The organism is Rhodoferax sp. ZS1R25 (assembly GCF_056521335.1).
Map to the genome: position 1 here is coordinate 1091410 of NZ_JBWMAZ010000001.1, position 25250 is coordinate 1116659.

Consider the following 25250-nt stretch of genomic DNA (forward strand, 5'->3'; position numbering starts at 1 on the left):
GCGATTCATGTTGTTGGGCGCAGTCCCAGCAACATGAACGCGGTGACACGCACCCAGTTCGCAGTCTGTGCTGCGATGCTGGAGGCGTGAAGTTCTAGAAAACATAGTGAGCGTTTCAATCCCAAGACAGGGCGCCGCCCGATTGGTACTCGATCACGCGGGTTTCGAAGAAGTTACGTTCCTTCTTCAAGTCAATCATTTCGCTCATCCAGGGGAATGGGTTTTCCTCGTTCGGGAACAAGGGCTCCAAACCAATCTGGGTGGCGCGGCGGTTGGCGATGTAGCGCAAATAGCCTTTGAACATGGACGCGTTCATGCCCAGCACGCCACGTGGCATGGTGTCTTCCGCGTAGCGGTATTCGAGTTCCACGGCTTTCTCGAACAAGGCCTTGATCTCCGCCTTGAACTCGGGCGTCCACAGGTGGGGGTTTTCCAGCTTGAGCTGGTTGATCAGGTCGATGCCAAAGTTGCAGTGCATGGACTCGTCGCGCAGGATGTACTGGTACTGCTCGGCAGCGCCTGTCATCTTGTTTTGGCGACCCAGTGCCAGGATCTGTGTGAAGCCCACGTAGAAGAACAAGCCTTCCATCAGGCAGGCAAACACGATGAGCGACTTGAGCAGGGTCTGGTCGGTCTCGGCAGTTCCGGTGTGGAAGTTCGGGTCCATGATGGCCGCGATGAACGGAATCAGGAACTCGTCCTTGTCGCGGATCGACTGGACTTCGTTGTAAGCGTTGAAAATCTCGCTTTCGTCCAGGCCCAGCGATTCCACGATGTACTGGTAGGCGTGCGTGTGGATGGCTTCTTCAAAGGCCTGGCGCAGCAGGAACTGGCGGCACTCGGGGGCTGTGATGTGGCGGTAGGTGCCCAACACAATGTTGTTGGCAGCCAGCGAGTCGGCGGTCACAAAGAAGCCGAGGTTGCGCTTGACGATACGGCGTTCGTCTTCGGTCAGGCCGTTAGGGTCTTTCCACAAAGCGATGTCGCGTGTCATGTTGACTTCTTGCGGCATCCAGTGGTTGGCGCAACTGGCCAAGTATTTTTCCCAGGCCCATTTGTATTTGAAGGGAACCAGTTGGTTCACATCAGTCTGGCCATTGATGATGCGCTTGTCATCAGCGCGGATGCGGCGTGGGGTTCCGGTCTGCATGACGGCAGCCACGGCCGCTGGAGTGGGTGCGGAAGCAGGGGTGACTGGTGCCTGCGCAACCGACAGCTGTTCAGACGGGTTGCGCGCAAAGTTGGTCGGCGATGTGGGCTTGACTTCTTCGTCCCAGGTCAACATAGGTGTTTCCAATCAGCGGATTATGAGAGCAGCGAAATGAAATGAAAAGAAGTCATGCATTTCGCTGCCAATTTGTGTTGCTCTATTGCATCGCAATCGGACTTGCGATGCGCCTCTCTTCTTACTGGCAGGACTCGCACGTTGGGTCATCTACACCGCAGAACTTGATGTCGGTGGCCGCATGGCTGGCCAACTCCATCTGTGCATGTGCCGCCGCCGCTGCGGCTTCCAATGCGCTGGACATTTTGGTGGAGCCTGGTGCATCGTTGCCAGAAGACACCGCGTTCATGCGGCCCGCAGTCACGGTAGATTTCTCTGCGTGGGTCGCGGACATGGTGCGGAGGTAGTAGGTCGTTTTCAGGCCGCGCAACCATGCCAGTTTGTAGGTCTCGTCAAGCTTCTTGCCCGATGCACCGGCCATGTAGATGTTCAGCGACTGCGCTTGGTCAATCCATTTCTGGCGACGTGCAGCGGCTTCCACCAGCCAGCGGGTTTCCACTTCAAACGCAGTGGCGTACAGCTGCTTGATTTCTTGGGGCACACGGTCGATGGGGCTCAGCGATCCGTCGAAGTGCTTCAGGTCCATCACCATCACGTCGTCCCACAGGCCCAGGGCCTTGAGGTCACGCACCAAGTAGCTGTTGATGACCGTGAATTCACCGGACAGGTTGGACTTCACCGACAGGTTGCCGAAGCAGGGCTCGATGGATGCATCCACGCCGATGATGTTGGAGATGGTGGCAGTCGGCGCAATGGCTACGCAGTTGGAGTTGCGCATGCCGTCCGCGGCGATTTTCTTGCGCAGCGCGTCCCAGTCCAGGGTGGAGGAACGATCGACCTCCACATAGCCACCACGGGCTTGTGCCAGCATGTCCAGGGTGTCAAGTGGCAAGATGCCCTTGTCCCACAGCGAACCCTTGAAGCTGGAGTACTGGCCACGTTCGCGGGCCAGTTCGGTCGAGGCCCAGTAGGCGTAGTAGCTGATCGCCTCCATGGATTCGTCAGCAAACTGCACGGCAGCGTCGCTGGCGTAAGGAATGCGCAGTGCGTACAGGCTGTCCTGGAAGGCCATGACGCCCAGGCCCACGGGGCGGTGGCGCATGTTCGAGTCTCGTGCCTTCTTCACTGCGTAGTAGTTGATGTCGATCACGTTGTCCAGCATGCGCATGGCCGTGGAGATAGTGCGTTTGAGCTTGTCGTGGTCCAGCTTGCCGTCTTTCAAGTGCTGGCGCAGGTTGACCGAGCCCAGGTTGCAGACTGCGGTTTCGGTGTCGCTAGTGTTCAGCGTGATCTCGGTACACAGGTTGGAGGAGTGCACGACACCAGCGTGTTGTTGGGGCGAACGCACGTTGCAGGCGTCCTTGAACGTAATCCAAGGATGGCCGGTTTCAAACAGCATCGTCAGCATCTTGCGCCACAGGTCGCTGGCCTCCACGGTGCGCGAAGGCTTGATCTCGCCACGCGCGGCCTTGGCTTCATAAGCCACATAGGCTTTTTCGAAGTCCGCACCAAACAGGTCATGCAGATCGGGCACGTTGGAAGGCGAGAACAGAGTCCAGCTGCCCTTTTCCATCACGCGACGCATGAACAGATCGGGGATCCAGTTGGCGGTATTCATGTCGTGCGTGCGGCGGCGATCATCGCCAGTGTTCTTGCGCAGTTCTAGGAACTCTTCGATGTCCAAGTGCCACGATTCGAGGTAGGTACAAACCGCGCCTTTGCGCTTGCCGCCTTGGTTCACCGCAACGGCGGTGTCGTTCACCACTTTGAGGAACGGCACCACGCCTTGGGATTCGCCGTTGGTGCCCTTGATGTGGGAGCCCAGTGCGCGCACGCGGGTCCAGTCGTTACCCAGGCCGCCGGCAAATTTGGACAGCAGCGCGTTTTCCTTGATGGACTCGTAAATGCCGTCCAGGTCATCGGGCACGGTGGTTAGGTAGCAACTGGAGAGCTGCGAGCGCAGGGTGCCGCTGTTGAACAGCGTGGGCGTGCTGGACATGAAGTCAAAGCTGGACAGCACTTCATAGAACTCGATGGCACGGGCTTCGCGGTCGATCTCGTTGAGTGACAGACCCATGGCCACGCGCATGAAGAAGGCTTGGGGCAGCTCGATGCGGGTTTTGCCTTCGTGCAGGAAGTAGCGGTCATACAGGGTCTGCAGGCCGAGGTAATCAAATTGCAGGTCGCGGCTGGCCTTGACGGCAGCGCCCAAACGCTTCAGGTCGAACTGCAGCAGCTTTTCGTCCAACAACTCGGCATCGACGCCGCGCTTGATGAAGCCGGGGAAGTAGTCTGCGTACGCTTCCTGCATATCGGCCTGGGCCACATCACGTCCCAACACTTCGCGGGAGATGGTGTGGAACAGCAAACGCGCGGTGGCATAGGTGTAGTCCGGGTCTTTTTCGATCAGGGTACGGGCCGCCAGGATGGATGCTTTGTACACCTCGTCCATGGGTACACCGTCGTACAGGTTGCGCATGGTCTCAGCCACGATGGGGTCGGCCTTGACATCGGCACCCAGACCCGAGCAGGCCGTTTCAATGCGCGACTGGAGCTGTTTCAGGTCCAGCGCAATGCGTTGACCGCCTTCGAGCACATGGATGGTGGGCACGGCAGGGGCGGCTTGCGCCACTTGCTTGGCGCGTTCTTGCGTGCGACGTTCGCGGTACAGCACGTAGGCGCGGGCGATCTCGTGGTGGCCGCCGCGCATCAGTCCCAGTTCCACCTGGTCCTGCACGTCTTCAATAGGGAAAGTGCCGCCGCCTGGACGCGAGCGCATCAGCGCGCGGATCACCTGCTGGGTCAAACCGTCCACGGTTTCGCGCACGCTGGCCGAGGCCGCGCCCTGGGTACCGTGCACGGCCAGGAAGGCCTTCATCAGGGCAACGGCAATTTTGTTGGGCTCGAACGGAACCACGGCGCCATTGCGGCGAATGATTTGGTAGTGGGCCAGGGTGTTGACCGCACCGCCTTCTGCCGAAGCCGTGCTGTGCGCAGTCAGCAGGGTGGCAGTGGGGGTGGGGCTTACGGTAGAAATGGATTGCATGATTTCCTCGTCTAAATCAGTGTTTTTATGTGCGTCTGGTGACCCGCCGGCTGGCGCTGTAGGGGTCGAATTCGTCAGTGTGCGTCTTCACCAGCGCACACTATATCTGGGGTCTGGGGTGGTGACAAGCCACTACCGGTAGTGTACCGCGTGCTTGTGGGGTGGTGCCGCCATGGTTGTTTGTGAGGTGGCCGCAAGGCCACAATCGCAAGCCCTTGCCAGACGGGCTTTTCCGCGTCTGCAGCGCCATTTGATGCGCCTTCCGGGGGCATTTGCTCTTGCGGGGCGCATGGCTGCTACGCGCGCTGCTTTGGTGTGTACGGATGCGTACTTTGCGGGGACGCCAAACGGCGCCGAAATATTTTTATTTCGTTACCAAACTGTGGGCGTCGGCCGGAAAGCTGGTGTCTGGAAGCCCCAGGCTTTTGTGCAGCTGTGCCCATTCGAAACCGGGCCCGGGGTCGGCTTTGCGTCCCGGCGCGATGTGCTCATGCCCCGCGATGTACTGGATGGGATAGCGCTGGGCAATGGCTGGGCACAAGGCCTGCAAGGCTTCGTATTGCGCCGGCTCGAAGGTGTGGCCCTCCAGTCCTTCCAGTTCAATGCCAACGGAGTCGTCGTTGCAGTTGTCTCTGCCGCGGTAGTGGGAGACGCCGGCGTGCCACGCGCGGGCATCACAGTTCACAAACTGCCAGATATCACCGTTGCGCTGCACAAAGAAGTGGGCCGATACCTGCATCCCTTCGATGCTTTTGAAGTAAGGGTGCGCATTCCAGTCCAGCGTGTTGGTGAACAGGCGTTGCACCTGGCCCGTGCCGTACTGGCCCGGTGGCAGGCTGATGGAGTGCAGCACGATGAGATCCACCCGCGCCGAAGCCGGGCGTGGGCCGAAGTTGGGCGACTCCAGGCGGTGCGCGAACCTGTACCAGCCGTCCTGCCATAGCGCGGTGTGCTGATCAGGCATCCGGCGCTTCGTCCGAGGCATGGGGCACGTCGATCTGCAGGCGCGCCATACGGTAGCGTATCTGGCGCAGGCTGATGCCCAGTCGCTGGGCCGCCACCGTGCGGTTGTAGCGCGTCTCTTTGAGGGTGCGCACCAGGATTTCACGCTCTTGCATATCCAGGTGGCGTTGCAAGTCTTCAGGAATCTCAATGGGTGCAGCGACAGGCGGCGGGGCGCTTGCCTGCAGCGGGACGGGGGCTGTCTGGGGCGCATCTGCGTTGTCAGTGCGTAGCGGTACCGGGCTGGTGGCCAGCGGGTGGGTGTCGAGCTCCAGCACGGTGCCGTCGGAGAGTGCTACGGCGCGGTGCAGCAGGTTTTCCAGTTCCCGGACATTGCCCTGCAGGGGCAGTTGTGCAAGCTGATCCATGGCGTGGGGTGACAGCTGCGCTACAGCTGAGCCTGACTCCTGGGCGATACGCGACAACAAGGCGCCACACAAAGCGGGCAAATCCTCACAGCGCTCCCGCAGCGGCGGGATATAGATATCGATCACGTTCAGGCGGTAAAACAAATCCTGGCGAAAGCGCCCTGCCTGGACTTCGACGCTCAGGTCCTTGTGGGTGGCGCTGACGATGCGCACGTCCACGGCCTCCTCCTGGTGTGAGCCCAGAGGGCGCACATTGCGCTCCTGGATGGCGCGCAGCAGCTTGGATTGCATGGCCAGAGGCAGATCACCAATCTCGTCGAGAAACAGGGTGCCACCGTGTGCCGCCTGGAAGAAGCCGCTGCGGTCCTGCGTAGCCCCGGTGTAGGCGCCTTTGCGGGCCCCAAAAAATTCGGCCTCCATCAGGTTCTCGGGGATGGCGCTGCAGTTGACTGCGACCCAGGGGCCCGTGGCACGGTGGCTGTTGGCGTGCACGGCGCTGGCCACCAGCTCCTTGCCGGTGCCCGATTCGCCGCGTACCAGCACCGGTGCCATGCTGCGCGCCACTTTGACAATGCGCTCTTTCACACTTTGCATGGTGGCCGAGGTGCCAGCGAGGCGGTCCAAGGCGGTGAGGCCGGACGGGTGGACGACTGCGTTGCCTGTTTTGGGGGTACTGGGTTTGGCGCTGGTTGCTGCGGGCGCGTTGGACGAGACGCCCTGCAGTGCGTTGGCCACGGCACTGCGAAACTGCTTCAGGTCCACCGGCTTGGTCAGGTAATCAAATGCACCGGCTTTGAGGGATTCCACGGCGTTTTCGGCCGAGCCGTAGGCGGTGATGACAATGCAGCGCTCGGGGCGCTGCTCGGCGCGCAACTGGCTCAGGATGTCGGTACCCAGTCCGTCGGGCAAGCGCATGTCGGTGATCACCGCATCGAAGCGCTGCTGCGCCAACTGGTCCTTGGCGTCCTGCACTGTGCCAGCGGTTTCCACGCGGTAGCCCTCACGCAGTAGCGTGAGTTCATAGAGGGTGCGCAAGTCCGGCTCGTCGTCGATGACCAGAATGCGGGCGTCGCTCAGTACAGGGTGGTTTGCCATGGTGTGTCGGTATTGTCCTGCGGCTCCGATGCCTCGGGAAGGGCCAGTGCGATCACGAATTCATTGCCTTCGGTCATCGCACCCTCCAGGGCCTGTGGGCTGCGCTGGTAGCCCAGCGTTGCACCATGGCGTTCACAGAGTTCGCGGCAGATGTACAGGCCCAGTCCGCTGGAGCGGCTCTCGGAAGAAAAGAAGGGTTCGAACAGGTGGCGCTGCACCGATTGGTCCATGGGCGCACCATCGCTCCACACCGAGACGCTGCTCGCTTGTGCATGCGCCACGGTGAATACCTGGATGCTGCCCGCACGCTTGCTGGCATAGCGCCGCGCGTTGTCCAGCAGGTTGACCAAGACTTGGCGGAGGTGGTCGGCATCAAAGCGCACCCAAGCGGCCTGCTCCGTCAGGTGGATGTGCACCAGAGTGTCCAGGCCATGTTGGGCTGCCCAGTCATTGGCAATGCGGTGGACCAGCTCATTGAGCAAAACGGCCCCGGGTTGCAGCAGCGGGCCCGAGCCGCGCACGCGGGAGACATTCAGGATGTCGTCCACAATCTTTTCCAGCCGCTTGGCGTTCTGGCCCACCATGGCCGTGAGTTTCTTTTGTCTTGGGTCGGTGATGTCCTCGTCCAGCAGAGCGTTGGCTTGGGCAATGGCGGCCAAGGGGTTGCGAATTTCATGCGCCACGGCGGTGGACAGGCGGCCCATGCTGGCGAGTTTTTCAGTGCGCAACCGGGCTTCCTGCTCGCGCTGGTCTTGCAGAAACAGCACACAGAGACTTTCATGGCCAATGCCTTGGGGTGCCGCCAGCCGCGTACGTGCCAACACGCGGCGTGGCCCGGCACCTTCGTGGCGGATGGTGATTTCAGCCTGTTGGCCGCGCCCGGTGCCCATGCTCAGGCGTGTGAGTTGTAGCAGGGCGTGCCAGGCGGGTTCGCCCTTGAGGTCAAAGGTGTTGGCGCGCAGGGCCACCGGCGTGCCCAGCAGGGTGCGGGCAGCGGGGTTGGCTGCGCGCACATTGCCCGCGTTGTCCACAATCATCACGCCATCGGGCAGGGCCTCGATCACCAGCTCGTTCACTTGGCGCTGTACATTGGCCGCCAGCTGGCTCAGGCGTGCGCGCTTGCCGGCACTGACCAGCCGTGAGGACAGCTGGTGCGCCAGCAGTGCAATCACAAAGTAGCCCGCACCGCTGAGGGCAGCTTGCACCAGGTAGGGCGTGGCATCGGCCGGGCTGGACAAATACGTCCAGAGCGTGGCGCCCAGCAACAGCATGGTGACGCCGGCCGCCGTGCCCAGCGCCAACCGCAAAGACCCAAGCACCGAGGCCAACAGAATCGGCAGTGCGAACAGGGGGGTGTAGTTAAGGGTATTGCCCTGCAGCAGCTGCATCGCGGAAAACGCCAGCACATCCAGCCCGATCAGCACGCCCCAGGCGCGGTTGAAGGCCTGGCCCAGCGGGCGTGGTCGCGCAAACACCCGCGCCACCAGTGTGCCGATGAAGTAAGCAACGCTGACGCCGACCAAGGCCTTGCTGTGGGCGTTGCCACTGGCATACAACACACCTTGAAGTACCAGCAGCACCACGCCCAGTGTCAGGCGCGCCGTCATGAACCCCTGCCACAGGCGGGCGAACTCCTGGGTGTCGTCGTGTCCGTCCTGGAGCGGGCCTATTTCCAGTGCGGCAGGGCCAAACCAGGAGTGCTCGGGGTGGTCGCTGGGCATCAGGTTTCGGCAGCGGCGCGGTGTGCAGCGCTGCAGTAGCTGCCGTGCGCGCCCGGCACCGCGTCCTGCTCAGGCAGGTGTACGCCGCAGCGGCGGCAGGCCACCATGGCGGTGGGTTGCGACAGCCGCGCGGCTTTTTGCTGAACGCGGCTTTGGTGCTGCCCATCCCGCGCACTGCGCCAACGCCAGGCCACCACAAAGACGACCAGGAAAACGAGCAGGTATTTCACGCGACCCGCCCCAGAATGATTTCCATCACAAAGCGCGAGCCCACATAGGCCAAAAACAACAATACCGAGCCCGCATACAGCACGCCGACCGCGCGCTTGCCACGCCAGCCAAACTGCGCACGACCGACCAATAGCACGGCAAAGGTGATCCACGACAACAGCGAGAACACGGTTTTGTGGTCCCAGCGCCAAGCGTGCGTGGGCCCATACACCACATCGCCAAACCAGTAGCCCACAGCCAGCGTGACAGTCAGCAGAGCAAAGCCAGCGCCGACCAGGCGATAGGTCAGGCGCTCCAGCGTCAGCAGCGGTAGCCCGCTGTGGGGGTCCGCCGCCTGGCGGATACGGGCTTCGGCACGCGTCATGAACCAGGCATGAACCACCGCCGTGCCGAACAGCCCATAGCAGGCCACGCCAAACGCCAAATGCACCGGCAGCCACACCGAGGCCGTGGCGACCAGGCTGGCACCCGGAAAAATACAGGCCAACAGCACGGCCGCCGAGCCCACGGCCGCCAGTGCCCAGCGGGTTTCCAGTTGAGGGAACACTTGGCTCTCCACGCCATACACTGCGGCCACCAGCCAAGCCGTGACCGACAGTGCGGGGGCAAAACCAAAGTGCGGGCTCTCGCCGAACAGGCTCCAGGCCAGTGCCGCGCCGTGCAGTAGCCATGCCACCGCCACCCACGCGCGGGCTGTACCGGCCGACAGGCGTTGGGCGCGTAGAGCAGGCCAAGCGTAAGCGCTGGCTGCCAAAACCGACAGGGTCAGGCTGGTGGGGGACGCACTGGCTAAAATCATGTCCACAGTTTAGCGTTTTGCTCCCTGCCAGCCCCGGCTGGCCCTCACCACAGGTTCCGCTTGCCGGAATACGTCTTATGGCCTCCGCCCTCACCGACAAACTCTCCCGCCTCGTCAAAGACCTGCGTGGCCAAGGCCGCATCACCGAAAGCAATGTGACCGACATGTTGCGCGAGGTGCGCATGGCGCTGCTGGAGGCCGACGTGGCCCTGCCCGTGGTGCGCGATTTCATCGCCCGCGTGAAAGACAAGGCGCTGGGCCAGGAAGTGCTGGGCTCCCTGCAGCCCGGCCAGGTGCTGGTCAGCATCGTGAACCGCGAGCTGGCGGCCACCATGGGCGAGGGCGTGAGCGACATCAACCTCGCGGCCCAGCCTCCCGCTGTCATCTTGATGGCTGGTTTGCAGGGGGCTGGTAAAACGACTACCACCGGTAAGTTGGCCAAGCACCTGATCGAGAAACGCAAAAAGAAGGTGCTGACCGTGTCGGGCGACGTGTACCGCCCCGCCGCCATTGAGCAGCTCAAGACCGTGACGGCCCAGGCCGGAGCCGAATGGTTTCCCAGCACACCGGACCAAAACCCGGTGGATATTGGCCGTGCCGCACTGGATTACGCCAAAAAGCATTTCTTCGACGTGCTGTTGGTTGATACCGCAGGCCGCCTGGCGATTGACGAAGCGCTGATGCTGGAAATCAAGAACCTGCATGCCGCGCTGAACCCGGTGGAGACGCTGTTCGTGGTGGACGCCATGCAGGGCCAGGACGCGGTGAACACCGCCAAGGCCTTCAAGGAAGCGCTGCCGCTGACCGGCATCATCCTGACCAAGACCGATGGTGATTCGCGTGGTGGTGCGGCGCTGTCAGTGCGCCAGGTGACCGGTGCGCCCATCAAGTTTGCCGGTACCAGTGAAAAGCTCGACGGCCTGGAGGTGTTTGACGCCGAGCGCCATGCGGGCCGCATCCTGGGCATGGGCGACATCGTGGCGCTGGTGGAGCAGGTTACCGCCGGTGTGGACATCGAAGCCGCGAAGAAGCTGGCTGACAAGGTCAAGAGCGGTGGTGGGTTCGATCTGAACGACTTCCTGTCCCAGATTCAGCAGATGAAGCAGATGGGCGGACTCTCCAGCCTCATGGATAAGCTGCCTGCCGCCATGGCGGCCAAGGCGGGTCAGGTCGACATGGACAAGGCCGAGAAAGACATCAAGCGCAAGGAAGGCATCATCCACAGCATGACGCCCCTGGAGCGCCGCAAGCCCGACCTGATCAAGGCCACACGCAAGCGCCGCATCGCTGCGGGCGCCGGTGTGCAGGTGCAGGAAGTGAACCGCATGCTCAAGGAATTTGAGCAGATGCAGGACATGATGAAGAAGATGAAGGGCGGCGGCATGATGAAGATGATGAAGCGCCTGGGCGGCATGAAGGGTATGCCCAAGATGCCGTTTTGAGCGCATCGGCACGCACCAACACACTGGCTGGCATTGGCCTGGCCGTTCTGGCCATGGCCTGCTTCGCGGTGCTGGACACCACGACCAAATGGGTGTCTCTGGGCGTGCCGCTGCTGGTCGCGATTGGGTTTCGCTACCTGTTCCAGGCGGTGGCGACCACGGTAGCGGTCTACCCCCGGCGCGGGCGGACCCTGCTGCATACCCGGCACTTGAGGCTGCATATTGCGCGTGGAGTTTTGCTGCTCGCCACCAGCCTGATGGCCTTTCTAAGCCTCAAGCACATGCCGGTGGGTGAGTTCACGGCGATTGTGCTGCTCACGCCGCTTGTGGTGACCTTGCTGGCGGCACGCATGCTGCATGAAACAGTGTCGCGCCTGCGTAAGTTGCTGGTGGTCGGTGGATTCATTGGCACGCTGACCATCGTGCGCCCAGGTGGCCAGGATTTCACGTGGGCCCTGTTGTTTCCGGTGGGCGTTGTCGCGGCGAACGCGGGCTTTCAGCTGCTCACCAGCCGCATGGCGCGTACCGAAGACCCCATGACCATGCAGTTCTACACCGGCTGGGTGGGGGCCATCTTGCCCACGCTGGTGCTGCCCTGGGTGTGGACCGAAATCGCAGCCCCCGCACTCTGGGGCGGGCTGCTGTTGATGGGCCTGATGGGTACCGTGGGCCACTTTTTGTTCATCCTGGCGTTCAAGCGGGCGCCGGCGGCCACGCTCATGCCCTATATGTATGCGCAGATCGGCTTTGCCATGCTGGGCGGCTGGCTGTTGTTTTCCCACGTGCCCGACCACTGGTCGCTGGTGGGCATGGGGTTGATCGCCGTGTGTGGTGCTGCGGGTGCCTTGCTCACCGCGCATGAAAGTCGGGCCTCTGCAGAGCCGCCTGAGCACTGATTTTTAGTGGAATAGGCCTCTAGCCCCCGTATTCGTTGCGCGAGCAGCTCCTGAATTCATAGCGTTTTGGGTTTCACCCAAAGCCGCTGCGGTCCTGGCCCCTGGGTGGCCAGCGTGTCGTAGGGGTTGCGCAGGCGGCAGCGGTCGATGGACAGGCAGCCGCAGCCGATGCAGTCATCCAGCGTATCTCTCAGCTTCTTCAGTTGCGCCATGCGCTCGTCCAGTTGGGCCCGCCAGGCGGTGGACAGTTGCTCCCAGTCCGTCCGGCTGGGCGCGTTGCCGACTGGCAGGGTATCCAGCGCCACAGCGATGTCGGCCAGTGCAATGCCTACGCGCTGCGCCACACGGACGAAGGCGACCCGCCGCAGCACCTCGCGCCCATAGCGGCGCTGGTTGCCCTCACTGCGCTGGCTGCTGATGAGGCCCTTGGTTTCGTAAAAATGCAGCGTGGAGACGGACACCCCGCTGCGCCTGGCGACCTCGCCCACGGTGAGTGTGGGAAAGATTCCGGCTTGTTCGAGTGGTGTGGGCATAAAAACCTCTTGACCTCAAGTTTACTTGAGGTTTTAGAGTGGTGGTTCCGCGGGCATGTCGCCTGCGATTGACCGGAGTACTTTCCATGGCCCATCTCCCCACTATCCCTGTGTTTCGCATCGACAAGTTCGCGGTACCTGCCGACGCATTGCCTGCCTTTCTCGACAAGATGCTGCACATCCAGCAGGCCGTGCGCGTCTTGCCGGGCTGCATCCGTGATTCGGTGTTGACGCAGACCGGTGGCACCGGGCATTTCAACGTCGTGCACCTGGTGGAGTGGGTGAACGCCGATGCGGTGGTTGCCGCGCAGGCGGTGATGCAGAAGAAGTTTGCCGACGAAGGCTTTGACCCCGCCGCCTTCTTTGTACGCGAGCTAGGTGCACAGGCGGATCTGGGGTTGTATGTGCCTGCGGAGTGAATGTCCGGCTTTACCTATCTTCACATGGCGGCGGTCAACACCCGGTGCGAGGGCGCCGTTGTGGGAGGGCATCCAGAAACACTGGAGCGAATCTCAAAACCTGAAAGGCTACTGACATGAACAAAGTTCTCGCAACCCTGATCGCTGGCTTGATTTCTGTGGGTGCGTTTGCTCAGGCACCCGCTGCGGCCCCTGCTGCCGCCACAGCACCTGCCAAGGTGGAAGCCAAGAAGGACGCCGCACCAGTTGCTGCACCCGCCACACCTGCGAAGAAGGTGAAGAAGGTCAAGCACCACGCCAAGAAGGTCGTGGAAAAGAAGGCCGAAGCCGCGAAGTAATCGCTGCGGACACCGCCACGCAAAAGGGCTCCCAAGGGAGCCCTTTTTTACAGGCGCAATGCGCTTGTAGTTGGCGAAGCGATCAGGCCTTGCTGGCCTTCGCGCGGCGACGTGCCACGGCACCCATCAAGCCCAAGCCGGCCAGCAACATGGCATAGGTTTCGGGTTCTGGCACGGAGGGGATCACCGCACCGTTGCGCACCTGGAAGTTGTACTGGCCGTCGATGGTGGAGTTCAGGCTGTGGTCAATCAAGGCGTTGCCGCCGGAATTGAGCAAGGCGCCGTTCACGGCGGAGCCTGCCAGTTCAAAGGATGCATTGGTGCCGTTGGACCAGCCAGCGCGTGCCGACTTTCCGCCAAAGCCGTTCACGCCTGCGCTGGAAGAGGCGCTGCCGGTTTCCCAGCTCACGTTGTCGTAGTTGAACTGGAAGTCAAAGTTGCCGGCACCGGTGTCCGAGCGGTCGGTCACGATGAGCTGGAAGCTGTTGGTCTTGTCCGCTTGGGTGTTGTAGTAGCCCACATTGAGCCAGTTCACGCCAAAGGTCTGGTGTCCGTTCAACACGGTCTGGCCGTACTGGGTCACGCCGCTGTCGGCGTGGCGTGTATCCACGTCCGCAAAGAAGGGGGCCAGCATGGGCACGTTGGTGGTCAGCAGGTTGAAGGGGGTGTACGTAGGCAGCGCACTGTTGAACGTCACGTTGCCGTTGTTGTTCACATACAGGTTGCTGAAGCTCTGGCCAAAGAAGTTGACGTTGAAACCCAGGGACACTAGCCCGGTGGATCCATCGTCATTGGGGGCTAGCGTGTTGGTGGTGAACAGGTTGGCATCGTGCACGGCGGCTGCATAAGCAGGTGCGGCGGCGAAGGTGACAGCCAGCAGAGCGCCAGCAGCAATTTTTTTGAACATACAGAAAGCTCCCATTAAACGAACGCTGAGTATGTTCAAGAAACTTGCGGGTCTGCCCGGCGGCGATGGCTCCTTCGGACTATGTGCCTTTGGGTGTTTTGTAAGGGGTTGTTACGCCTTCAGGCGCCCACCAGTTCCTGCGTCAGCACCTCACCGCGCAGGGTGTAGCTGCGGGTTTCGGTGATACGCACATCCACCAATTGCCCGACCAGGCGCGGCTGGCCAGCGAAGTTCACCACGCGGTTGCACTCGGTGCGGCCCATCAGCTCGCCGTTGTCGCGCTTGGAGGCACCTTCCACCAGAATGCGCTGCACGGTGCCCAGACGCTGGTCACTGATGCGGGCGATGTTGGCGTTGATGGCGGCTTGCAGCTCCTGCAGGCGCGCCAGCTTCACCTCGTGCGGCGTTTCGTCATGCAAGTTGGCCGCGGGCGTACCGGGGCGGGGGCTGAAGATGAAGCTGAAGGAGTTGTCGAAGCCGATGTCGGCAATCAGCTTCATCATCTTGGCGAAGTCGTCGTCTGTCTCACCGGGGAAGCCAACGATAAAGTCCGAGCTGATCGACATGTCAGGCCGGATGGCGCGCAACTTGCGGATGGTGCTCTTGTATTCCATGGCCGTGTAGCCGCGCTTCATCGCCATCAGAATCTTGTCGCTGCCGTGCTGCACGGGCAGGTGCAGGTGGCTCACCAATTTGGGCAGCTTGTCGTAGGCTGCAATCAGGCTGGGGGTGAATTCGTTAGGGTGGCTGGTGGTGTAGCGGATGCGCTCGATGCCCGGGATATCAGACACGTACTCCAGCAGCGTCGCAAAGTCGGCCATCTCGTTGGTGCCGCCCATGGTATGGCGCCACGCGTTGACGTTCTGGCCCAGCAGGTTCACCTCCTTCACGCCCTGGTCGGCCAGGCCGGCGATCTCCACCAGCACGTCTTCAAACGGGCGGTTCACTTCCTCGCCTCGGGTGTAAGGCACCACGCAGTAGCTGCAATATTTGCTGCAGCCTTCCATGATGCTCACAAACGCGCTGGCGCCGTCCACCTTGGCCGGTGGCAGGTGGTCGAACTTCTCGATCTCGGGGAAGCTGATGTCTACCTGCGGCTTGTTTTGCAGTGCGCGCTGGTTCAGCAGCTCGGGCAGGCGGTGCAGGGTTTGCGGGCCAAACACCACGTCCACATAGGGCGCGCGCTTGATGATCTCGGCGCCTTCCTGGCTGGCCACGCATCCGCCCACGCCAATCTGCACGCCTTTTTTCTTCAGGTGCTTGATGCGGCCCAGGTCAGAGAACACCTTCTCTTGCGCCTTCTCGCGCACCGAGCAGGTGTTGAACAGAATCAGGTCCGCCTCGTCCACATTTTGCGTGGGCTCGTAGCCTTGCGCGGCGCCCAGCACGTCGGCCATCTTGTCCGAGTCGTACTCGTTCATCTGGCAACCGAAGGTTTTGATAAAGACTTTTTTGGACATGGCGTACCCCGGAGAAATGCTATGAATAAAGGAGCTGCTCGCGCAATGTTCGCGAGGGCTAGAGGCCGATTGGGCTTAAAAGCAGCGCGGCGGCGCTTACTGCGTGGTGACGGGCAAGGCGGGCGCTGAGGCCGGCATGGGTAGCAGGCGAATCTCGTCGGCGCTGAGCACCCACACGTCGTGGATCATGCCGTTGGGTTCACGCGTGTAGTTCACCACCATGGTCTGGCCCACCAATGCCGCGGACATCAGCATCATGTTGTTGGTTCCGCGGATGCGTGAGCCCGGAGACAACCGGTCTGTTTTGCCGTCCATCACCACCTCGGGCGGCGCCACCACCTTCAGGGTGCCGCGCACGGCTTTGGGGGAGAATTGGCGGACCGAGACCACGGCAGTGGTCTGGGCCAGCGCGGGCCCGGCAGCCGCCGCCATGCAGGCGGCGATGCAGCAGGCGCGGGCCAGAGCGGAAAGAGAAGCGCAGCGGTTCATGGTGTGTATCCAGAGGCTGTAATGAAGAGGCGTTATTTTACCGCGGCTTCATGGCTTGGCAGGGCCGGCACCGCGTGCTGCGGATTCAGGCAGGTTCGCTTCCACCATTCAGAAAAACTTTTGCAGTTCCCATCGACTGGGTCAAACAAGCAGGGCCGGGCACGCGGCCCCACCGAGGGTTGCCCCAGTGTGGTTTGTATCCGCATCTGAAGGGCCTGAAATGCGGCATCCACATGCGGGTCGGGATGCCAGGACACGGACTTGGCGTGTTGTAAAGCAGTTGCCATCTGCTCCGCGCTGCCCCACCACAGGTGCGCGGTCTGCACTTGTAGCCCCCGTGTCACAAAGTCCCAGCGGCGTGCACTCCATGGTGTGGCGGTGCGGCAGCTATCCAATCCTACGCCCACGTGCAGCGCGCCCGCAGGCGCAAGGCCGGTGTCCGCCTGGAGTGACCACGGGTGGTGCAGCCAGACATCGCGCCCGGCCATCGCCGGCCCACCCTGTGCACCAGGACGAAGCCAAATCCCGTGTAAGTCACGGGTGTTCCGTGGGGCTTGGCATGCAACGCTGGCTCTGCGATGCCCGCATCGGCTTGGCTTGCATCCGGGTGCGTGTCGATGACCGCGGCGCTGCGTGCCAGCGCATCCAATGCGTCGTAGCTGGTGTCAATGGCGGTGCCTGGGCTATGCCAGTGCGCGGGCGCGTACTTGGCCACGTTGTCGGCGTTGAACAGGTAGGGCTTGCTGCTGCCCGTGCCTGCTACCCACTGCCAGCTCAGGTGGTTGCTGGCCAGGTCGCCATCCAGCAGGTGGCCCAGCATCCACTGTGCGCCGGCATGCCAGTGCACCTTGCGCAGGTGCACCACATAGCTGGCCAGCCACATGCGGGCGTGGTTGTGCACGTAGCCTGTCTCATACAGCTCCCGCACGGCCTGGTCGATCGCGGGAATGCCGGTACGGGCCTCCCGCACGTCGGCGGGCACCTCCGGTTGGTACGCGTCGTCGGGCAGCAGCCCGGCGTGGATGGATTCGTGAATGCCATCGCCCAAGTGCGCCCACGCGTGCCGGTAGTAGGCGCGCCAGCCCAGTTCAAAGACCAACTTGTGTTGGGCGTCCAAGGGATGGCGTGCGTTGACGGCCTCGTACACCTCACGCAGCGTCAGCAAGCCGTGGGTCAGGTAGGGCGACAAGCGGGTGACCGCACCGTCCAGTGCATTGCGGGTGCGGGCATAGGCGCCGGGGTCAACGGCCGCCAGGCGCGCATGGGCGGCTTGTCGTGTGGGCTCGAAAAGGTTCATCCGGTTTGACAAGCAGGCCGTTGCGCTTGCCGGTGTGCAGCAGCTTGCAGGCTGATGGCTTCGCGCGCGGCCGCATCCAGTCGCCCCAGGTTTTTGAGTTGCATGGCCATACGGGGATTTTTCTTCAACAGCACCTCGTGGCGGTTCAGAAAATCCCAGTACAGCGTGGTGTAGGGGCAGGCCGTAGCACCGGTGGACAGCGCGGGGTCGTACTTGCATCCCTTGCAGTGGTTGCTCATGCGCTGGATGTATTTGCCGCTGGCGACATAGGGCTTGCTGGCCATCAGCCCGCCGTCCCCAAACTGGCCCATGCCCAGCGTGTTGGGCAGCTCCACCCATTCCACCGCGTCCACATACACACTCAGGTACCAGGCATGCACGGCCTGGGGCTTCACCCCCAATAGCAGCGCGTACAGCCCGGTCACCATCAGGCGCTGGATATGGTGGGCGTAGCCGTGCGCCAGGGTTTGTGTGATGGCATCTTTCAGGCAGGCCATATCGGTGTCACCCGTCCAGTACCAGTCGGGTAATTCAGCCTGCGCGTCCAGCGCATTCAGGCCCAAATACTCGGGCATTTGCATCCAGTAAATGCCGCGCACGTATTCGCGCCAGCCTAGTATTTGGCGGATGAACCCCTCCGCCGCAGCCAGTGGTGCATGGCCTGCACGGTAGGCGTCCTCTGCGGCCAGCACCACTTCGCGTGGGTTCAGTAGCTTGAGGTTGAGCGCGCAGCTCAGGTGCGAGTGGTAAAGCCAGGCCTCGCCGGCCCACATGGCGTCTTCATACACACCGAACAGCGGCAGACGCTGTTGGATAAAGGCTTGCAAAGCCAGCAGCGCTTGGGGACGGGTGACCGGCCAGCCAAAACTGGCAAGCGTGCCCGGGTGGCTGGCGAACTTCGTATTGACGAACGCCATGACGTCCTGCGTGATGCTGTCCGGCGCGAACCGTGTGGGCGGCGGCACATTTTGCGGGCCCGCCTTGCCGAAGGACTCGCGGTTGTCGGCATCAAAGTTCCATTGCCCACCCACTGGGTCTTTGCCGTCCATCAGAATGCCGTGCTTCTGGCGCAACCCGCGGTACCAGTACTCCAGGCGCAGCTGCTTGCGGCCTTTGGCATGCGCTGCAAACTCGCGCACCGTGCTGAAGAAATGCGTGTCATCGCGCAGGTCCAGCGGTAACTTGCGTTGGGCCGCCACCGTGCGCAGGCTGTGCAGCACGCGCCAATCGCCGGGCGCGGTCAGAACGAGTCCCGCGGGTTGCAGTTGGGTGATGGTTTGGGTTAGTTGCAGGGCCAAGGTGCCCAGGTTGTTTGCATCGTCGAGGCGTGTGTAGACCAATGGCAGGCCGCGCACCTGCAAGTCCTGTGCAAAGTGGCGCATGGCACTCAAGAACACCGCAATGCGTTGCTTGGCCGACCAGACATGGGTGGACTCTTCGGCTACCTCGGCCATCCACACCACGTCTTGCGTGGCATCGAAATCTTGCAGTGCAGACGATTCCAGGTCGAGCTGGTCGCCCAGCACAATGACCAGATTTCTGAGCGTTGCGGGCAGCGGTGTCAGGAGGGTGTTGGTCCGGTTCATGGGGCTTTCTTGGCCGTCTTGTGCGCCCGGCAGGCGTCCGAGCAGTACAGCACCGAGTCCCAGTTTTTGGCCCAGGCCGTGCGCCAGGTCATGGTGCGGCCGCACACCGCGCACAGCTTGCTGGGCAGGGACTGTTTATTGCCTTTGAAGTCGTTTTTCATAGCCGTGGTGGTGCCGCTCAGGCAAACAGATCGCCTTGCAGCGAGGGTGGGGCGGGCGCGTCCTGTTTGCGCCGGGGTGTGGTTTTACGCCGCTGCCCCGACTGCGGTAAGCCGCTTTTGCGCGAGCCGTGGCGTGCCTGCACATCCCCCGCCTCTTCACGGGCTTGCGTGGTCTTGCGCAAGCCGTACATCCGGTCCTTGGCAGCCTTCATCGCTACTTTGTCGTTCACGATGGGTGCCGGGTAGTCCACGCCGATCACACAGCCTGCCATGCGCTGCACGCTGATGTCCATCTTCCAGGGTTCGGCCAGGTAAGGCAGGGGTACTTTGGCCAACGCTGGTACCCAGCGCCGGATGAACAGGCCTTCCGGGTCCTGGTCTTGCGCCTGCTTGGTGGGCGAGTACATGCGCAGCGTGTTGATACCCGTGGTGCCGCTTTGCATTTGCATCTGGCTCCAGTGGATGCCGGGCTCGTAGTCCAGAAACTGGCGTGCCAAAAAAATGCCCGTTTGCCGCCAATGCAGCCACAGGTGGTAGCTGGCAAAGCTGACCAGCATCGCCCGCATACGAAAGTTCAGCCAACCGGTGGCGATGAGCGAGCGCATGCAGGCGTCCACCATTGGGTAGCCCGTGCGGCCCTCGCACCAGGCGGCAGAGTGCGCATCGTTGAATTCGGCCTCGCGCAAACCATCGCACGCGCGCGTAAAGTTCTGGAATTCAATGTCCGGCTCGTCTTCGAGCTTTTGCATGAAGTGGCAGTGCCAGCGCAGTCGGCCGGCAAAGCCGCGCAGTGCGTACGCGAAAGCGCCATCGGGCGTGTTGGCAATCGCCACCTCGGTGGCCTGGTGCACCGTGCGCATGGACAGCGTGCCAAAGGCCAGGTGCGGGCTCAGGCGGCTGCAGCCCTCTTCGGCGCTCAAGGGGCTGGACAGCGCTTTGCGGTAGTCATAGCCGCGCACCTGCAAAAAACTTTTGAGCATGCGCCGTGCGGCCTTTTCGCCCGCGGCCTGCAAGGTCTTGGGGTGTGCTTGCAGCCCCAAGCTGGCCAGTGTGGGTAACTCGGGTTGGTCTAGCGTCACTGCCGGGGTCAACTCGCCGTCCAGCAGGTGCAAAGGCGCGTCCATGCGCGCCTGCCAGCGCTGTGCCCAGCCACTGCGGCTACGTAGGCGACGCACCACACCGGTTTGGGTGAATTCTTGCCAGGGGATGTGGACGGACTTGCACCAGGCCGCTACCTGTACGTCCCGCACATACGACCAGCCGGGGCCGGTCTCTTCATGGCTGAGCAGGTGTGTGAAGGCGAGCTCTTTTTGCAGTTGCGCCAGCACGTCAACGGCCGAGCCCACGCGCACCAGCAGCGGCAAGCCCCGCGCAGCCAGGGCGCCACGCAGCTCTGCCAAACACGCCAGCGCAAAGTCCACATGGCTGGCGTCACATTCCGGGCTGTGCAGCCACTCGGGTTCGACCACAAAAAGACCCAGTGCGTCGGTATGCGCAAGGGCAGCTACCAAGGGTGCGTGGTCATGCACCCGTAAATCGCGCTTGAACCAGACCAGTGCGCGGCTGGCGGTGGGGGCAATGGAGGCAGACATGGCGCGGACTCTAGCAAGCGCCACCTGGAGGCGCTAAGTGCCCTGGCAAAGACCCCAGATGGCGTTCAGCCAACGCGGCCAGACCAGCCATTGCCGCAAGAAGCCCCAAGAAAAAACCCGCAGGGCTTGCGCACTGCGGGTTTCCAATGTGGTGGTCGTAGGTGGATTTGAACCACCGACATCAGCATTATGAATGCTGCGCTCTAACCAACTGAGCTATACGACCGGAGCCCAGAATTATAGACTAAAAATTATTGGTGGGTAAAGTGGGCCGCGCGCTTGTTCACAAAGGCGTCCATGCCTTCCTTCTGGTCGGCGGTGGCAAACAGCGCGTGGAACAGGCGGCGCTCGAACACGATGCCATCGGCCAACGTGCCCTCAAACGCGCGGTTCACGGCCTCTTTGGCCGCCATCGTAGCCACTTGCGAGAAAGCGCAAATCTGTAGCGCGGCGCCCAAGGCTTCGTCTTGCAGCTTGTCCAGTGGCACCACACGGCTGACCAACCCGGCGCGTTCGGCCTCGGCGGCGTCCATCATGCGGCCGGTCAGGGCCAGGTCCATCGCCTTGGCCTTGCCCACGGCGCGCGGCAGGCGCTGGGTACCGCCGGCACCGGGGATGATGCCCAGCTTGATCTCGGGTTGGCCGAATTTGGCGTTGTCGGCGGCGATGATGAAGTCGCACATCATGGCCAGCTCGCAGCCACCGCCCAGGGCGAAGCCGCTCACGGCAGCAATCACCGGCTTGCGCACGCTGCGGATGGTTTCCCAGTTGCGGGTGATGAAGTCGCCCTTGTAGGCGTCGGCAAAGCTGAACTTGGCCATCACGGTGATGTCTGCGCCCGCAGCAAAGGCCTTTTCGCTGCCGGTGAGCACGATGCAGCCGATGGCCGGGTCGGCGTCAAAGCCCTTGAGCGCAGCGCCCAGCTCGTCCATGAGCTGGTCGTTCAGTGCGTTCAGCGCCTTGGGGCGATTCAGCGTGATGACGGCAACCTTGTCGCCTTCGATACGGGTGGTGATGCATTCGTAGCTCATGATGGGGTCTCCAGATTTTTGCGTCCTGGCACTATAGCGAAGAGGGTTTGCACATGACTGACACTGGTACGACCAGCACCCCGGAAACTTTGGTTCTCTACGCCGAGCACGGCGGCGTGGCCCTGCTCACGCTGAACCGTCCGGCCGCGCTCAACGCCTTTACCCGCGAGATGCACCACGCGCTGTGGGCCGCACTGGACCGGGCCGAGGCCAACCCAGCCATTCGCGCCGCGGTGCTCACCGGGGCAGGGCGTGGCTTTTGCGCCGGGGCCGACCTCAACACGGGTGAGTTGGGCCCAGACGCCCATCCGGCCGGGCGGCCCGACCCCGGGGTGAGCATCGAGCAGGCCTTTAACCCGACGGCGCGCCGCCTGCAGGCGCTGCGCATGCCCACGGTGGCGGCCGTCAATGGTGTGGCTGCAGGCGCCGGCATGTCCTTTGCGCTGGCTTGTGACATTGCCATTGCGGCACCCGGCGCCAGCTTTATCCAGGCCTTCAGCAAAATCGGGTTGATCCCCGATGCGGGCAGCACCTGGTTTTTGCCACAGCGCCTGGGCATGCCCCGCGCGCTGGCGCTGGCGATGACTGGCGACAAGCTATTGGCCGCGCAGGCCAAGGAATGGGGGTTGATCTGGGACGTGGCGGACGACTGCGTGTCTGCCGCCTTGCAGATGGCCCAGCGTCTAGCGGCCATGCCCACGCAGGCGCTGGTCGCCACGCGCCATTTGCTGCGTGACGGCGCAACCCGCACCCTGAACCAGCAGCTGGACGCCGAACGCGACGCCCAAAGCGCCATGGGGCGCACGGATGACTATGTGGAAGGGGTGCGCGCGTTCCGGGAGAAACGCGCGCCCAAGTTCACCGGCAGTTAGGCGCTGCCATCCAGCCACTTCGCGACGGGCACGGCGTCGCGGATAGAGAGCCGTACGGCCGTGGTTGGGGTGGGCAGCGTCAACGAGAGGTTCATCAGACGCTTGTCCCGCGACACCAGCGCGCTGACCTTCTTGGCCTTGCCGGTGTACAGCGTCACATCGTCCAGCACCTGCATGCGCCAGGGCTCGCCCTCGGTTTGTACGGCAAGCCACTCATCGCCCGCCGCAAAACCGGCTTTCTCGGCCACGCCACCGCGAAGCACCTGCTGGATGAACAGGCCACCGTTTTCCTTCACGCGCAGGCCCAGCTGTTGCGCCACTTGGTCGGGCTCGCGGTTCACCTGCACCCCGTGCTGCTCCAGCAGCTCGGCCACGGGCAGTTCCTTGGTGCTGTGCACCCAGTGCGCAATCTCTTTGGCGAACGAACGGCCACCTAGTTCCTGCAGTACGGCCAGCAGGTCGGCTTCGGCCATGGGGCCGCCGGCGCAGCGTGCCCACAGGCCACGCATCACGGCATCCAGCGTGGTTTTGCCTTCGGCGCGCAGCGTCAGGTCCAGGCACAGGCCCACCAGCGAGCCCTTGGTGTAGTAGCTCACCGTGGCGTTGGCGGTGTTTTCATCCTGGCGGTAGTACTTCACCCAGGCGTCAAAGCTGCTTTGCGCCACGCTCTGCACCAGGCGGCCCGGTGTCTGGTTCACCTGGTTGATGGTCTTGGTCAGCAGCTTGAGGTAGGTGGCGTTGTCGATGCGCTTGGCACGGCGCAGCAGCAGGTCGTCGTAGTAGCTGGTGAAGCCTTCAAAGAACCACAGCAGCTGCGTGTAGTTCTCTTGGGTGTAGTCGTACGTGGCCAGCTCGGCCGGGCGCAGGCGCTTGACGTTCCAGGTGTGGAAGTACTCGTGGCTGATCAGGCCCAAGAGGGTGGTGTAGCCCTCGGGCTGCTTGTGCGTGGTGGGGGCCAGCGTGGCGCGGGGCAGGCGCGGCAGGTCTTTGCGGTTACAAATCAGGGCGGTGGAGTTTTTGTGCTCCAGGCCACCGGAGCCGTCGTGCACGGCATTCAGTATGAAGACGTAGTGTGTAAACGGAATCGGGCTTTGGCCCGCGTCCTTCCTGCGCGAGGCGCTCACTTTTTTGATGTCAGTGCCGACTGCATCGCCATGCCAGAAGCGCAGTTCGGCCTCGCAAATGGCCTGGGTGTCGGCCAGCAGCTGGGCGCCGTCAAAGCTGGGCGGCGCACCGGCCACCACAAAGCGGTGCGCAATGCCGCAGGCCACAAAGCTGCCGCTCCAGAAGGGGCCCATCTCCACCGGGCAGTCCACCAGGGTGTCGTAGTTGTCGGCGCGGTACAGGCCAAAACCGGCCTTGGTCACGCGCACCGGCTCCAGCCCGGTGGCCACGCTCCAGCCTTTCAGCGCATCGCTCGCCGCCAGTGCCAGCGTGTGCGGGCCATCGGCCTGCCCGGCCACCTGCAGGCACAGGCTGGTGCCGTTGAAGAAACCGCGCGTGGCGTCCAGCCAAGCCGTGCGCACCGAGTTGTCAAACGCGTACACCTCGTACTGCACGTGCAGTGGTGTGCCGGGTGTGCAGGTGACGTCCCAGGTGGTTTTGTCCTGCTGCAACACGGTCACGCGCTTGCCGGCCTGGCGGCATTCCAGCCTTTGCAGGTGCTTGGCAAATTCGCGCACTAGGTAGCTGCCCGGAATCCATACAGGCAGCCGCAGGATCTGCGTGGCCGCGGGAGTGGGCACGGTCAGCGTGACCTGGAACAGGTGGGTGCTCGGGTCCAGCACCTCGACCTGGTAGTGGATGGGGGCAGCGGTTTTTCGGGTGGGGGAGGTGGTTTTCATGTCAAACAGGCCGCTAGCCCTTGTGGATACTGCGCGAGCAGCTATAAAAACAGGAGTGAATAGGGGCTGGCTTGCAGCCCCGGATTGCACATGTCTGGCTCAGCCCTTGGTCGCGGCCAAGTGTTTTTCCACCTGGGCGGCGTCAATCGCGCCGGGCACGCGGCTACCGTCCTGGAAGATCAGCGTCGGCGTGCCACTGATGCGGTAGGCCTTGCCAAATTCCACGTTGCGGCCCAGCGCGGCCACATCGCACATCGCTGCTGCGGGGGCGGCGGCTTGTTCACGCAGCATCCAGTCCTGCCAGGCCAGGCCCTTGTCTTTGGCGCACCAGATGGCCTTGGACTTCTCGCCCGAGTCGGCGCCCAGGATGGGGTAGAGGAACATGTAGATGGTCACGTTGTCCACCTTCTGCAGGTCGCGCTCGAAGCGTTTGCAGTAGCCGCAGTTGGGGTCTTCAAACACCGCTACCTTGCGCGCGCCATTGCCGCGCACGATGGTGAACGCGTCTTTGAACGGCAACTGGTCGAACTTCACCGCGGTGAGCTTGTTGACGCGCTCTTCGGTCAGGTTGCGCAGGTCTTTGCCTTTGGTGGCAAACAGGTTGCCCTGGAACAGGTAGTCGCCCTTGGCGTCGGTGTAGTAAATCTCGGTGCCATTGACCCGCACTTCGTAGATGCCGGGAATATCGGTCTTGCGTACCTCGTCAATGTCCTTGAGCTGGGGAATGCGCTTGGCAATGGCCTCGCGGATCGCCGCCTCCTGGGCCAGCGCATTGCTGCCCAGGCCCCCTAACGTCAAAGCCAGTGCGAGCAGGGTGAAGATTTTTTTCATGGGGT

Annotated in this window: 23 protein-coding genes and 1 tRNA gene; 5 read left to right on the forward strand and 19 right to left on the reverse strand. The window is 62.6% G+C overall.

The annotated features are described in order from the left end of the window. Positions 1-115 precede the first annotated feature (115 nt). The 7 genes from AC097R_RS05175 to AC097R_RS05205 all read right to left on the reverse strand — a co-directional run bounded on the left by AC097R_RS05175 (position 116) and on the right by AC097R_RS05205 (position 9547). Positions 116-1285 carry a ribonucleotide-diphosphate reductase subunit beta gene (locus AC097R_RS05175; RefSeq protein WP_479596534.1) on the reverse strand — a complete coding sequence of 390 codons (1170 nt, stop codon included), beginning with the start codon at positions 1283-1285 and terminating at the stop codon, positions 116-118. 121 nt (positions 1286-1406) lie between these two features. Then, on the reverse strand, positions 1407-4331 hold the full coding sequence (locus AC097R_RS05180) for a ribonucleoside-diphosphate reductase subunit alpha (RefSeq protein ID WP_479596535.1): 2925 nt from the start codon (positions 4329-4331) through the stop codon (positions 1407-1409). A gap of 364 nt (positions 4332-4695) precedes the next feature. After that, entirely contained in the window at positions 4696-5295 is a 600-nt protein-coding gene (gene ampD, locus AC097R_RS05185; protein ID WP_479596536.1) for a 1,6-anhydro-N-acetylmuramyl-L-alanine amidase AmpD, read from the reverse strand. Continuing rightward, on the reverse strand, positions 5288-6796 hold the full coding sequence (locus AC097R_RS05190; RefSeq protein WP_479596537.1) for a sigma-54-dependent transcriptional regulator: 1509 nt from the start codon (positions 6794-6796) through the stop codon (positions 5288-5290). The genes ampD and AC097R_RS05190 overlap by 8 nt, the downstream gene beginning before the upstream one ends. Further along, the gene (locus AC097R_RS05195) at positions 6775-8517 is read right to left on the reverse strand and encodes a sensor histidine kinase (protein ID WP_479596538.1); all 1743 of its coding nucleotides are present in this window, start codon (positions 8515-8517) and stop codon (positions 6775-6777) included. Before AC097R_RS05195 ends, AC097R_RS05190 begins: the two co-directional genes overlap by 22 nt. Further along, the gene (locus AC097R_RS05200; protein WP_479596539.1) at positions 8517-8747 is read right to left on the reverse strand and encodes a PP0621 family protein; all 231 of its coding nucleotides are present in this window, start codon (positions 8745-8747) and stop codon (positions 8517-8519) included. The genes AC097R_RS05195 and AC097R_RS05200 overlap by 1 nt, the downstream gene beginning before the upstream one ends. Beyond that, positions 8744-9547 (reverse strand): cytochrome C assembly family protein, encoded by an 804-nt coding sequence (locus AC097R_RS05205; RefSeq protein ID WP_479596540.1) that lies wholly within the window; start codon positions 9545-9547, stop codon positions 8744-8746. Before AC097R_RS05205 ends, AC097R_RS05200 begins: the two co-directional genes overlap by 4 nt. Positions 9548-9624: 77 nt before the next feature. On the opposite strand from AC097R_RS05205, the gene ffh reads away from it, so the two are divergent. Further along, the gene (gene ffh, locus AC097R_RS05210) at positions 9625-10989 is read left to right on the forward strand and encodes a signal recognition particle protein (protein ID WP_479596541.1); all 1365 of its coding nucleotides are present in this window, start codon (positions 9625-9627) and stop codon (positions 10987-10989) included. Continuing rightward, complete coding sequence (locus AC097R_RS05215) at positions 10986-11885, forward strand: DMT family transporter (protein ID WP_479596542.1); 900 nt, start codon at positions 10986-10988, stop codon at positions 11883-11885. Before ffh ends, AC097R_RS05215 begins: the two co-directional genes overlap by 4 nt. A 56-nt stretch (positions 11886-11941) precedes the next feature. Here AC097R_RS05215 and soxR read toward each other — a convergent pair whose 3' ends face one another. Beyond that, on the reverse strand, positions 11942-12418 hold the full coding sequence (gene soxR, locus AC097R_RS05220) for a redox-sensitive transcriptional activator SoxR (protein WP_479596543.1): 477 nt from the start codon (positions 12416-12418) through the stop codon (positions 11942-11944). An 86-nt stretch (positions 12419-12504) separates the two neighbouring features. Here soxR and AC097R_RS05225 point away from each other — a divergent pair, with 86 nt between their 5' ends. Together AC097R_RS05225 and AC097R_RS05230 are read left to right on the forward strand one after the other, a co-directional pair. Further along, complete coding sequence (locus AC097R_RS05225; RefSeq protein WP_479596544.1) at positions 12505-12837, forward strand: antibiotic biosynthesis monooxygenase; 333 nt, start codon at positions 12505-12507, stop codon at positions 12835-12837. Between the two features lie 116 nt (positions 12838-12953). Then, entirely contained in the window at positions 12954-13175 is a 222-nt protein-coding gene (locus tag AC097R_RS05230) for a cell envelope biogenesis protein TolA (protein WP_479596545.1), read from the forward strand. 82 nt (positions 13176-13257) lie between these two features. Here the strand turns inward: AC097R_RS05230 and AC097R_RS05235 are convergent, their stop codons facing one another. The 9 genes from AC097R_RS05235 to AC097R_RS05275 form a co-directional block, all read right to left on the reverse strand. Continuing rightward, positions 13258-14082: a nidogen-like domain-containing protein gene (locus AC097R_RS05235; RefSeq protein WP_479596546.1), complete on the reverse strand. Its 825-nt coding sequence runs from the start codon at positions 14080-14082 to the stop codon at positions 13258-13260. A gap of 119 nt (positions 14083-14201) precedes the next feature. Continuing rightward, positions 14202-15542 carry a tRNA (N6-isopentenyl adenosine(37)-C2)-methylthiotransferase MiaB gene (miaB, locus tag AC097R_RS05240; protein ID WP_479596547.1) on the reverse strand — a complete coding sequence of 447 codons (1341 nt, stop codon included), beginning with the start codon at positions 15540-15542 and terminating at the stop codon, positions 14202-14204. Between the two features lie 96 nt (positions 15543-15638). Further along, entirely contained in the window at positions 15639-16031 is a 393-nt protein-coding gene (locus tag AC097R_RS05245) for a hypothetical protein (protein ID WP_479596548.1), read from the reverse strand. Positions 16032-16428: 397 nt separating this feature from the next. Then, positions 16429-17328: an FAD-binding domain-containing protein gene (locus tag AC097R_RS05250; protein WP_479596549.1), complete on the reverse strand. Its 900-nt coding sequence runs from the start codon at positions 17326-17328 to the stop codon at positions 16429-16431. Then, entirely contained in the window at positions 17325-18914 is a 1590-nt protein-coding gene (locus tag AC097R_RS05255) for a cryptochrome/photolyase family protein (RefSeq protein WP_479596550.1), read from the reverse strand. Before AC097R_RS05255 ends, AC097R_RS05250 begins: the two co-directional genes overlap by 4 nt. Continuing rightward, the gene (locus tag AC097R_RS05260; protein ID WP_479596551.1) at positions 18911-19075 is read right to left on the reverse strand and encodes a DUF2256 domain-containing protein; all 165 of its coding nucleotides are present in this window, start codon (positions 19073-19075) and stop codon (positions 18911-18913) included. The genes AC097R_RS05255 and AC097R_RS05260 overlap by 4 nt, the downstream gene beginning before the upstream one ends. A gap of 17 nt (positions 19076-19092) precedes the next feature. Continuing rightward, complete coding sequence (locus AC097R_RS05265) at positions 19093-20667, reverse strand: cryptochrome/deoxyribodipyrimidine photo-lyase family protein (protein WP_479596552.1); 1575 nt, start codon at positions 20665-20667, stop codon at positions 19093-19095. A gap of 149 nt (positions 20668-20816) precedes the next feature. Further along, a tRNA-Met gene (locus tag AC097R_RS05270) sits at positions 20817-20893 on the reverse strand. Positions 20894-20918: 25 nt separating this feature from the next. After that, on the reverse strand, positions 20919-21698 hold the full coding sequence (locus AC097R_RS05275; RefSeq protein ID WP_479596553.1) for an enoyl-CoA hydratase: 780 nt from the start codon (positions 21696-21698) through the stop codon (positions 20919-20921). 53 nt (positions 21699-21751) lie between these two features. On the opposite strand from AC097R_RS05275, the gene AC097R_RS05280 reads away from it, so the two are divergent. Further along, a complete protein-coding gene (locus tag AC097R_RS05280; RefSeq protein ID WP_479596554.1) occupies positions 21752-22570 on the forward strand; it encodes an enoyl-CoA hydratase-related protein in 819 nt (272 codons plus the stop codon). Here the strand turns inward: AC097R_RS05280 and AC097R_RS05285 are convergent. Then, positions 22567-24414, reverse strand: coding sequence for a M61 family metallopeptidase (locus AC097R_RS05285; RefSeq protein WP_479596555.1), 1848 nt, complete (start codon positions 24412-24414; stop codon positions 22567-22569). The two genes, AC097R_RS05280 and AC097R_RS05285, sit on opposite strands and share 4 nt — an antisense overlap. A gap of 99 nt (positions 24415-24513) precedes the next feature. Continuing rightward, positions 24514-25245, reverse strand: coding sequence for a DsbC family protein (locus AC097R_RS05290; protein WP_479596556.1), 732 nt, complete (start codon positions 25243-25245; stop codon positions 24514-24516). Positions 25246-25250: the final 5 nt, after the last annotated feature.

Coding starts and splice junctions, on each gene's coding strand:
- AC097R_RS05175 (WP_479596534.1), bottom strand. CDS start 1,285: ATGTTGACCTGGGACGAAGAAGTCAAGCCCACATCGCCGACCAACTTT.
- AC097R_RS05180 (WP_479596535.1), bottom strand. CDS start 4,331: ATGCAATCCATTTCTACCGTAAGCCCCACCCCCACTGCCACCCTGCTG.
- ampD (WP_479596536.1), bottom strand. CDS start 5,295: ATGCCTGATCAGCACACCGCGCTATGGCAGGACGGCTGGTACAGGTTC.
- AC097R_RS05190 (WP_479596537.1), bottom strand. CDS start 6,796: ATGGCAAACCACCCTGTACTGAGCGACGCCCGCATTCTGGTCATCGAC.
- AC097R_RS05195 (WP_479596538.1), bottom strand. CDS start 8,517: ATGCCCAGCGACCACCCCGAGCACTCCTGGTTTGGCCCTGCCGCACTG.
- AC097R_RS05205 (WP_479596540.1), bottom strand. CDS start 9,547: ATGATTTTAGCCAGTGCGTCCCCCACCAGCCTGACCCTGTCGGTTTTG.
- ffh (WP_479596541.1), top strand. CDS start 9,625: ATGGCCTCCGCCCTCACCGACAAACTCTCCCGCCTCGTCAAAGACCTG.
- soxR (WP_479596543.1), bottom strand. CDS start 12,418: ATGCCCACACCACTCGAACAAGCCGGAATCTTTCCCACACTCACCGTG.
- AC097R_RS05225 (WP_479596544.1), top strand. CDS start 12,505: ATGGCCCATCTCCCCACTATCCCTGTGTTTCGCATCGACAAGTTCGCG.
- AC097R_RS05230 (WP_479596545.1), top strand. CDS start 12,954: ATGAACAAAGTTCTCGCAACCCTGATCGCTGGCTTGATTTCTGTGGGT.
- AC097R_RS05235 (WP_479596546.1), bottom strand. CDS start 14,082: ATGTTCAAAAAAATTGCTGCTGGCGCTCTGCTGGCTGTCACCTTCGCC.
- miaB (WP_479596547.1), bottom strand. CDS start 15,542: ATGTCCAAAAAAGTCTTTATCAAAACCTTCGGTTGCCAGATGAACGAG.
- AC097R_RS05245 (WP_479596548.1), bottom strand. CDS start 16,031: ATGAACCGCTGCGCTTCTCTTTCCGCTCTGGCCCGCGCCTGCTGCATC.
- AC097R_RS05250 (WP_479596549.1), bottom strand. CDS start 17,328: ATGAACCTTTTCGAGCCCACACGACAAGCCGCCCATGCGCGCCTGGCG.
- AC097R_RS05255 (WP_479596550.1), bottom strand. CDS start 18,914: ATGAACCGGACCAACACCCTCCTGACACCGCTGCCCGCAACGCTCAGA.
- AC097R_RS05260 (WP_479596551.1), bottom strand. CDS start 19,075: ATGAAAAACGACTTCAAAGGCAATAAACAGTCCCTGCCCAGCAAGCTG.
- AC097R_RS05265 (WP_479596552.1), bottom strand. CDS start 20,667: ATGTCTGCCTCCATTGCCCCCACCGCCAGCCGCGCACTGGTCTGGTTC.
- AC097R_RS05275 (WP_479596553.1), bottom strand. CDS start 21,698: ATGAGCTACGAATGCATCACCACCCGTATCGAAGGCGACAAGGTTGCC.
- AC097R_RS05280 (WP_479596554.1), top strand. CDS start 21,752: ATGACTGACACTGGTACGACCAGCACCCCGGAAACTTTGGTTCTCTAC.
- AC097R_RS05285 (WP_479596555.1), bottom strand. CDS start 24,414: ATGAAAACCACCTCCCCCACCCGAAAAACCGCTGCCCCCATCCACTAC.
- AC097R_RS05290 (WP_479596556.1), bottom strand. CDS start 25,245: ATGAAAAAAATCTTCACCCTGCTCGCACTGGCTTTGACGTTAGGGGGC.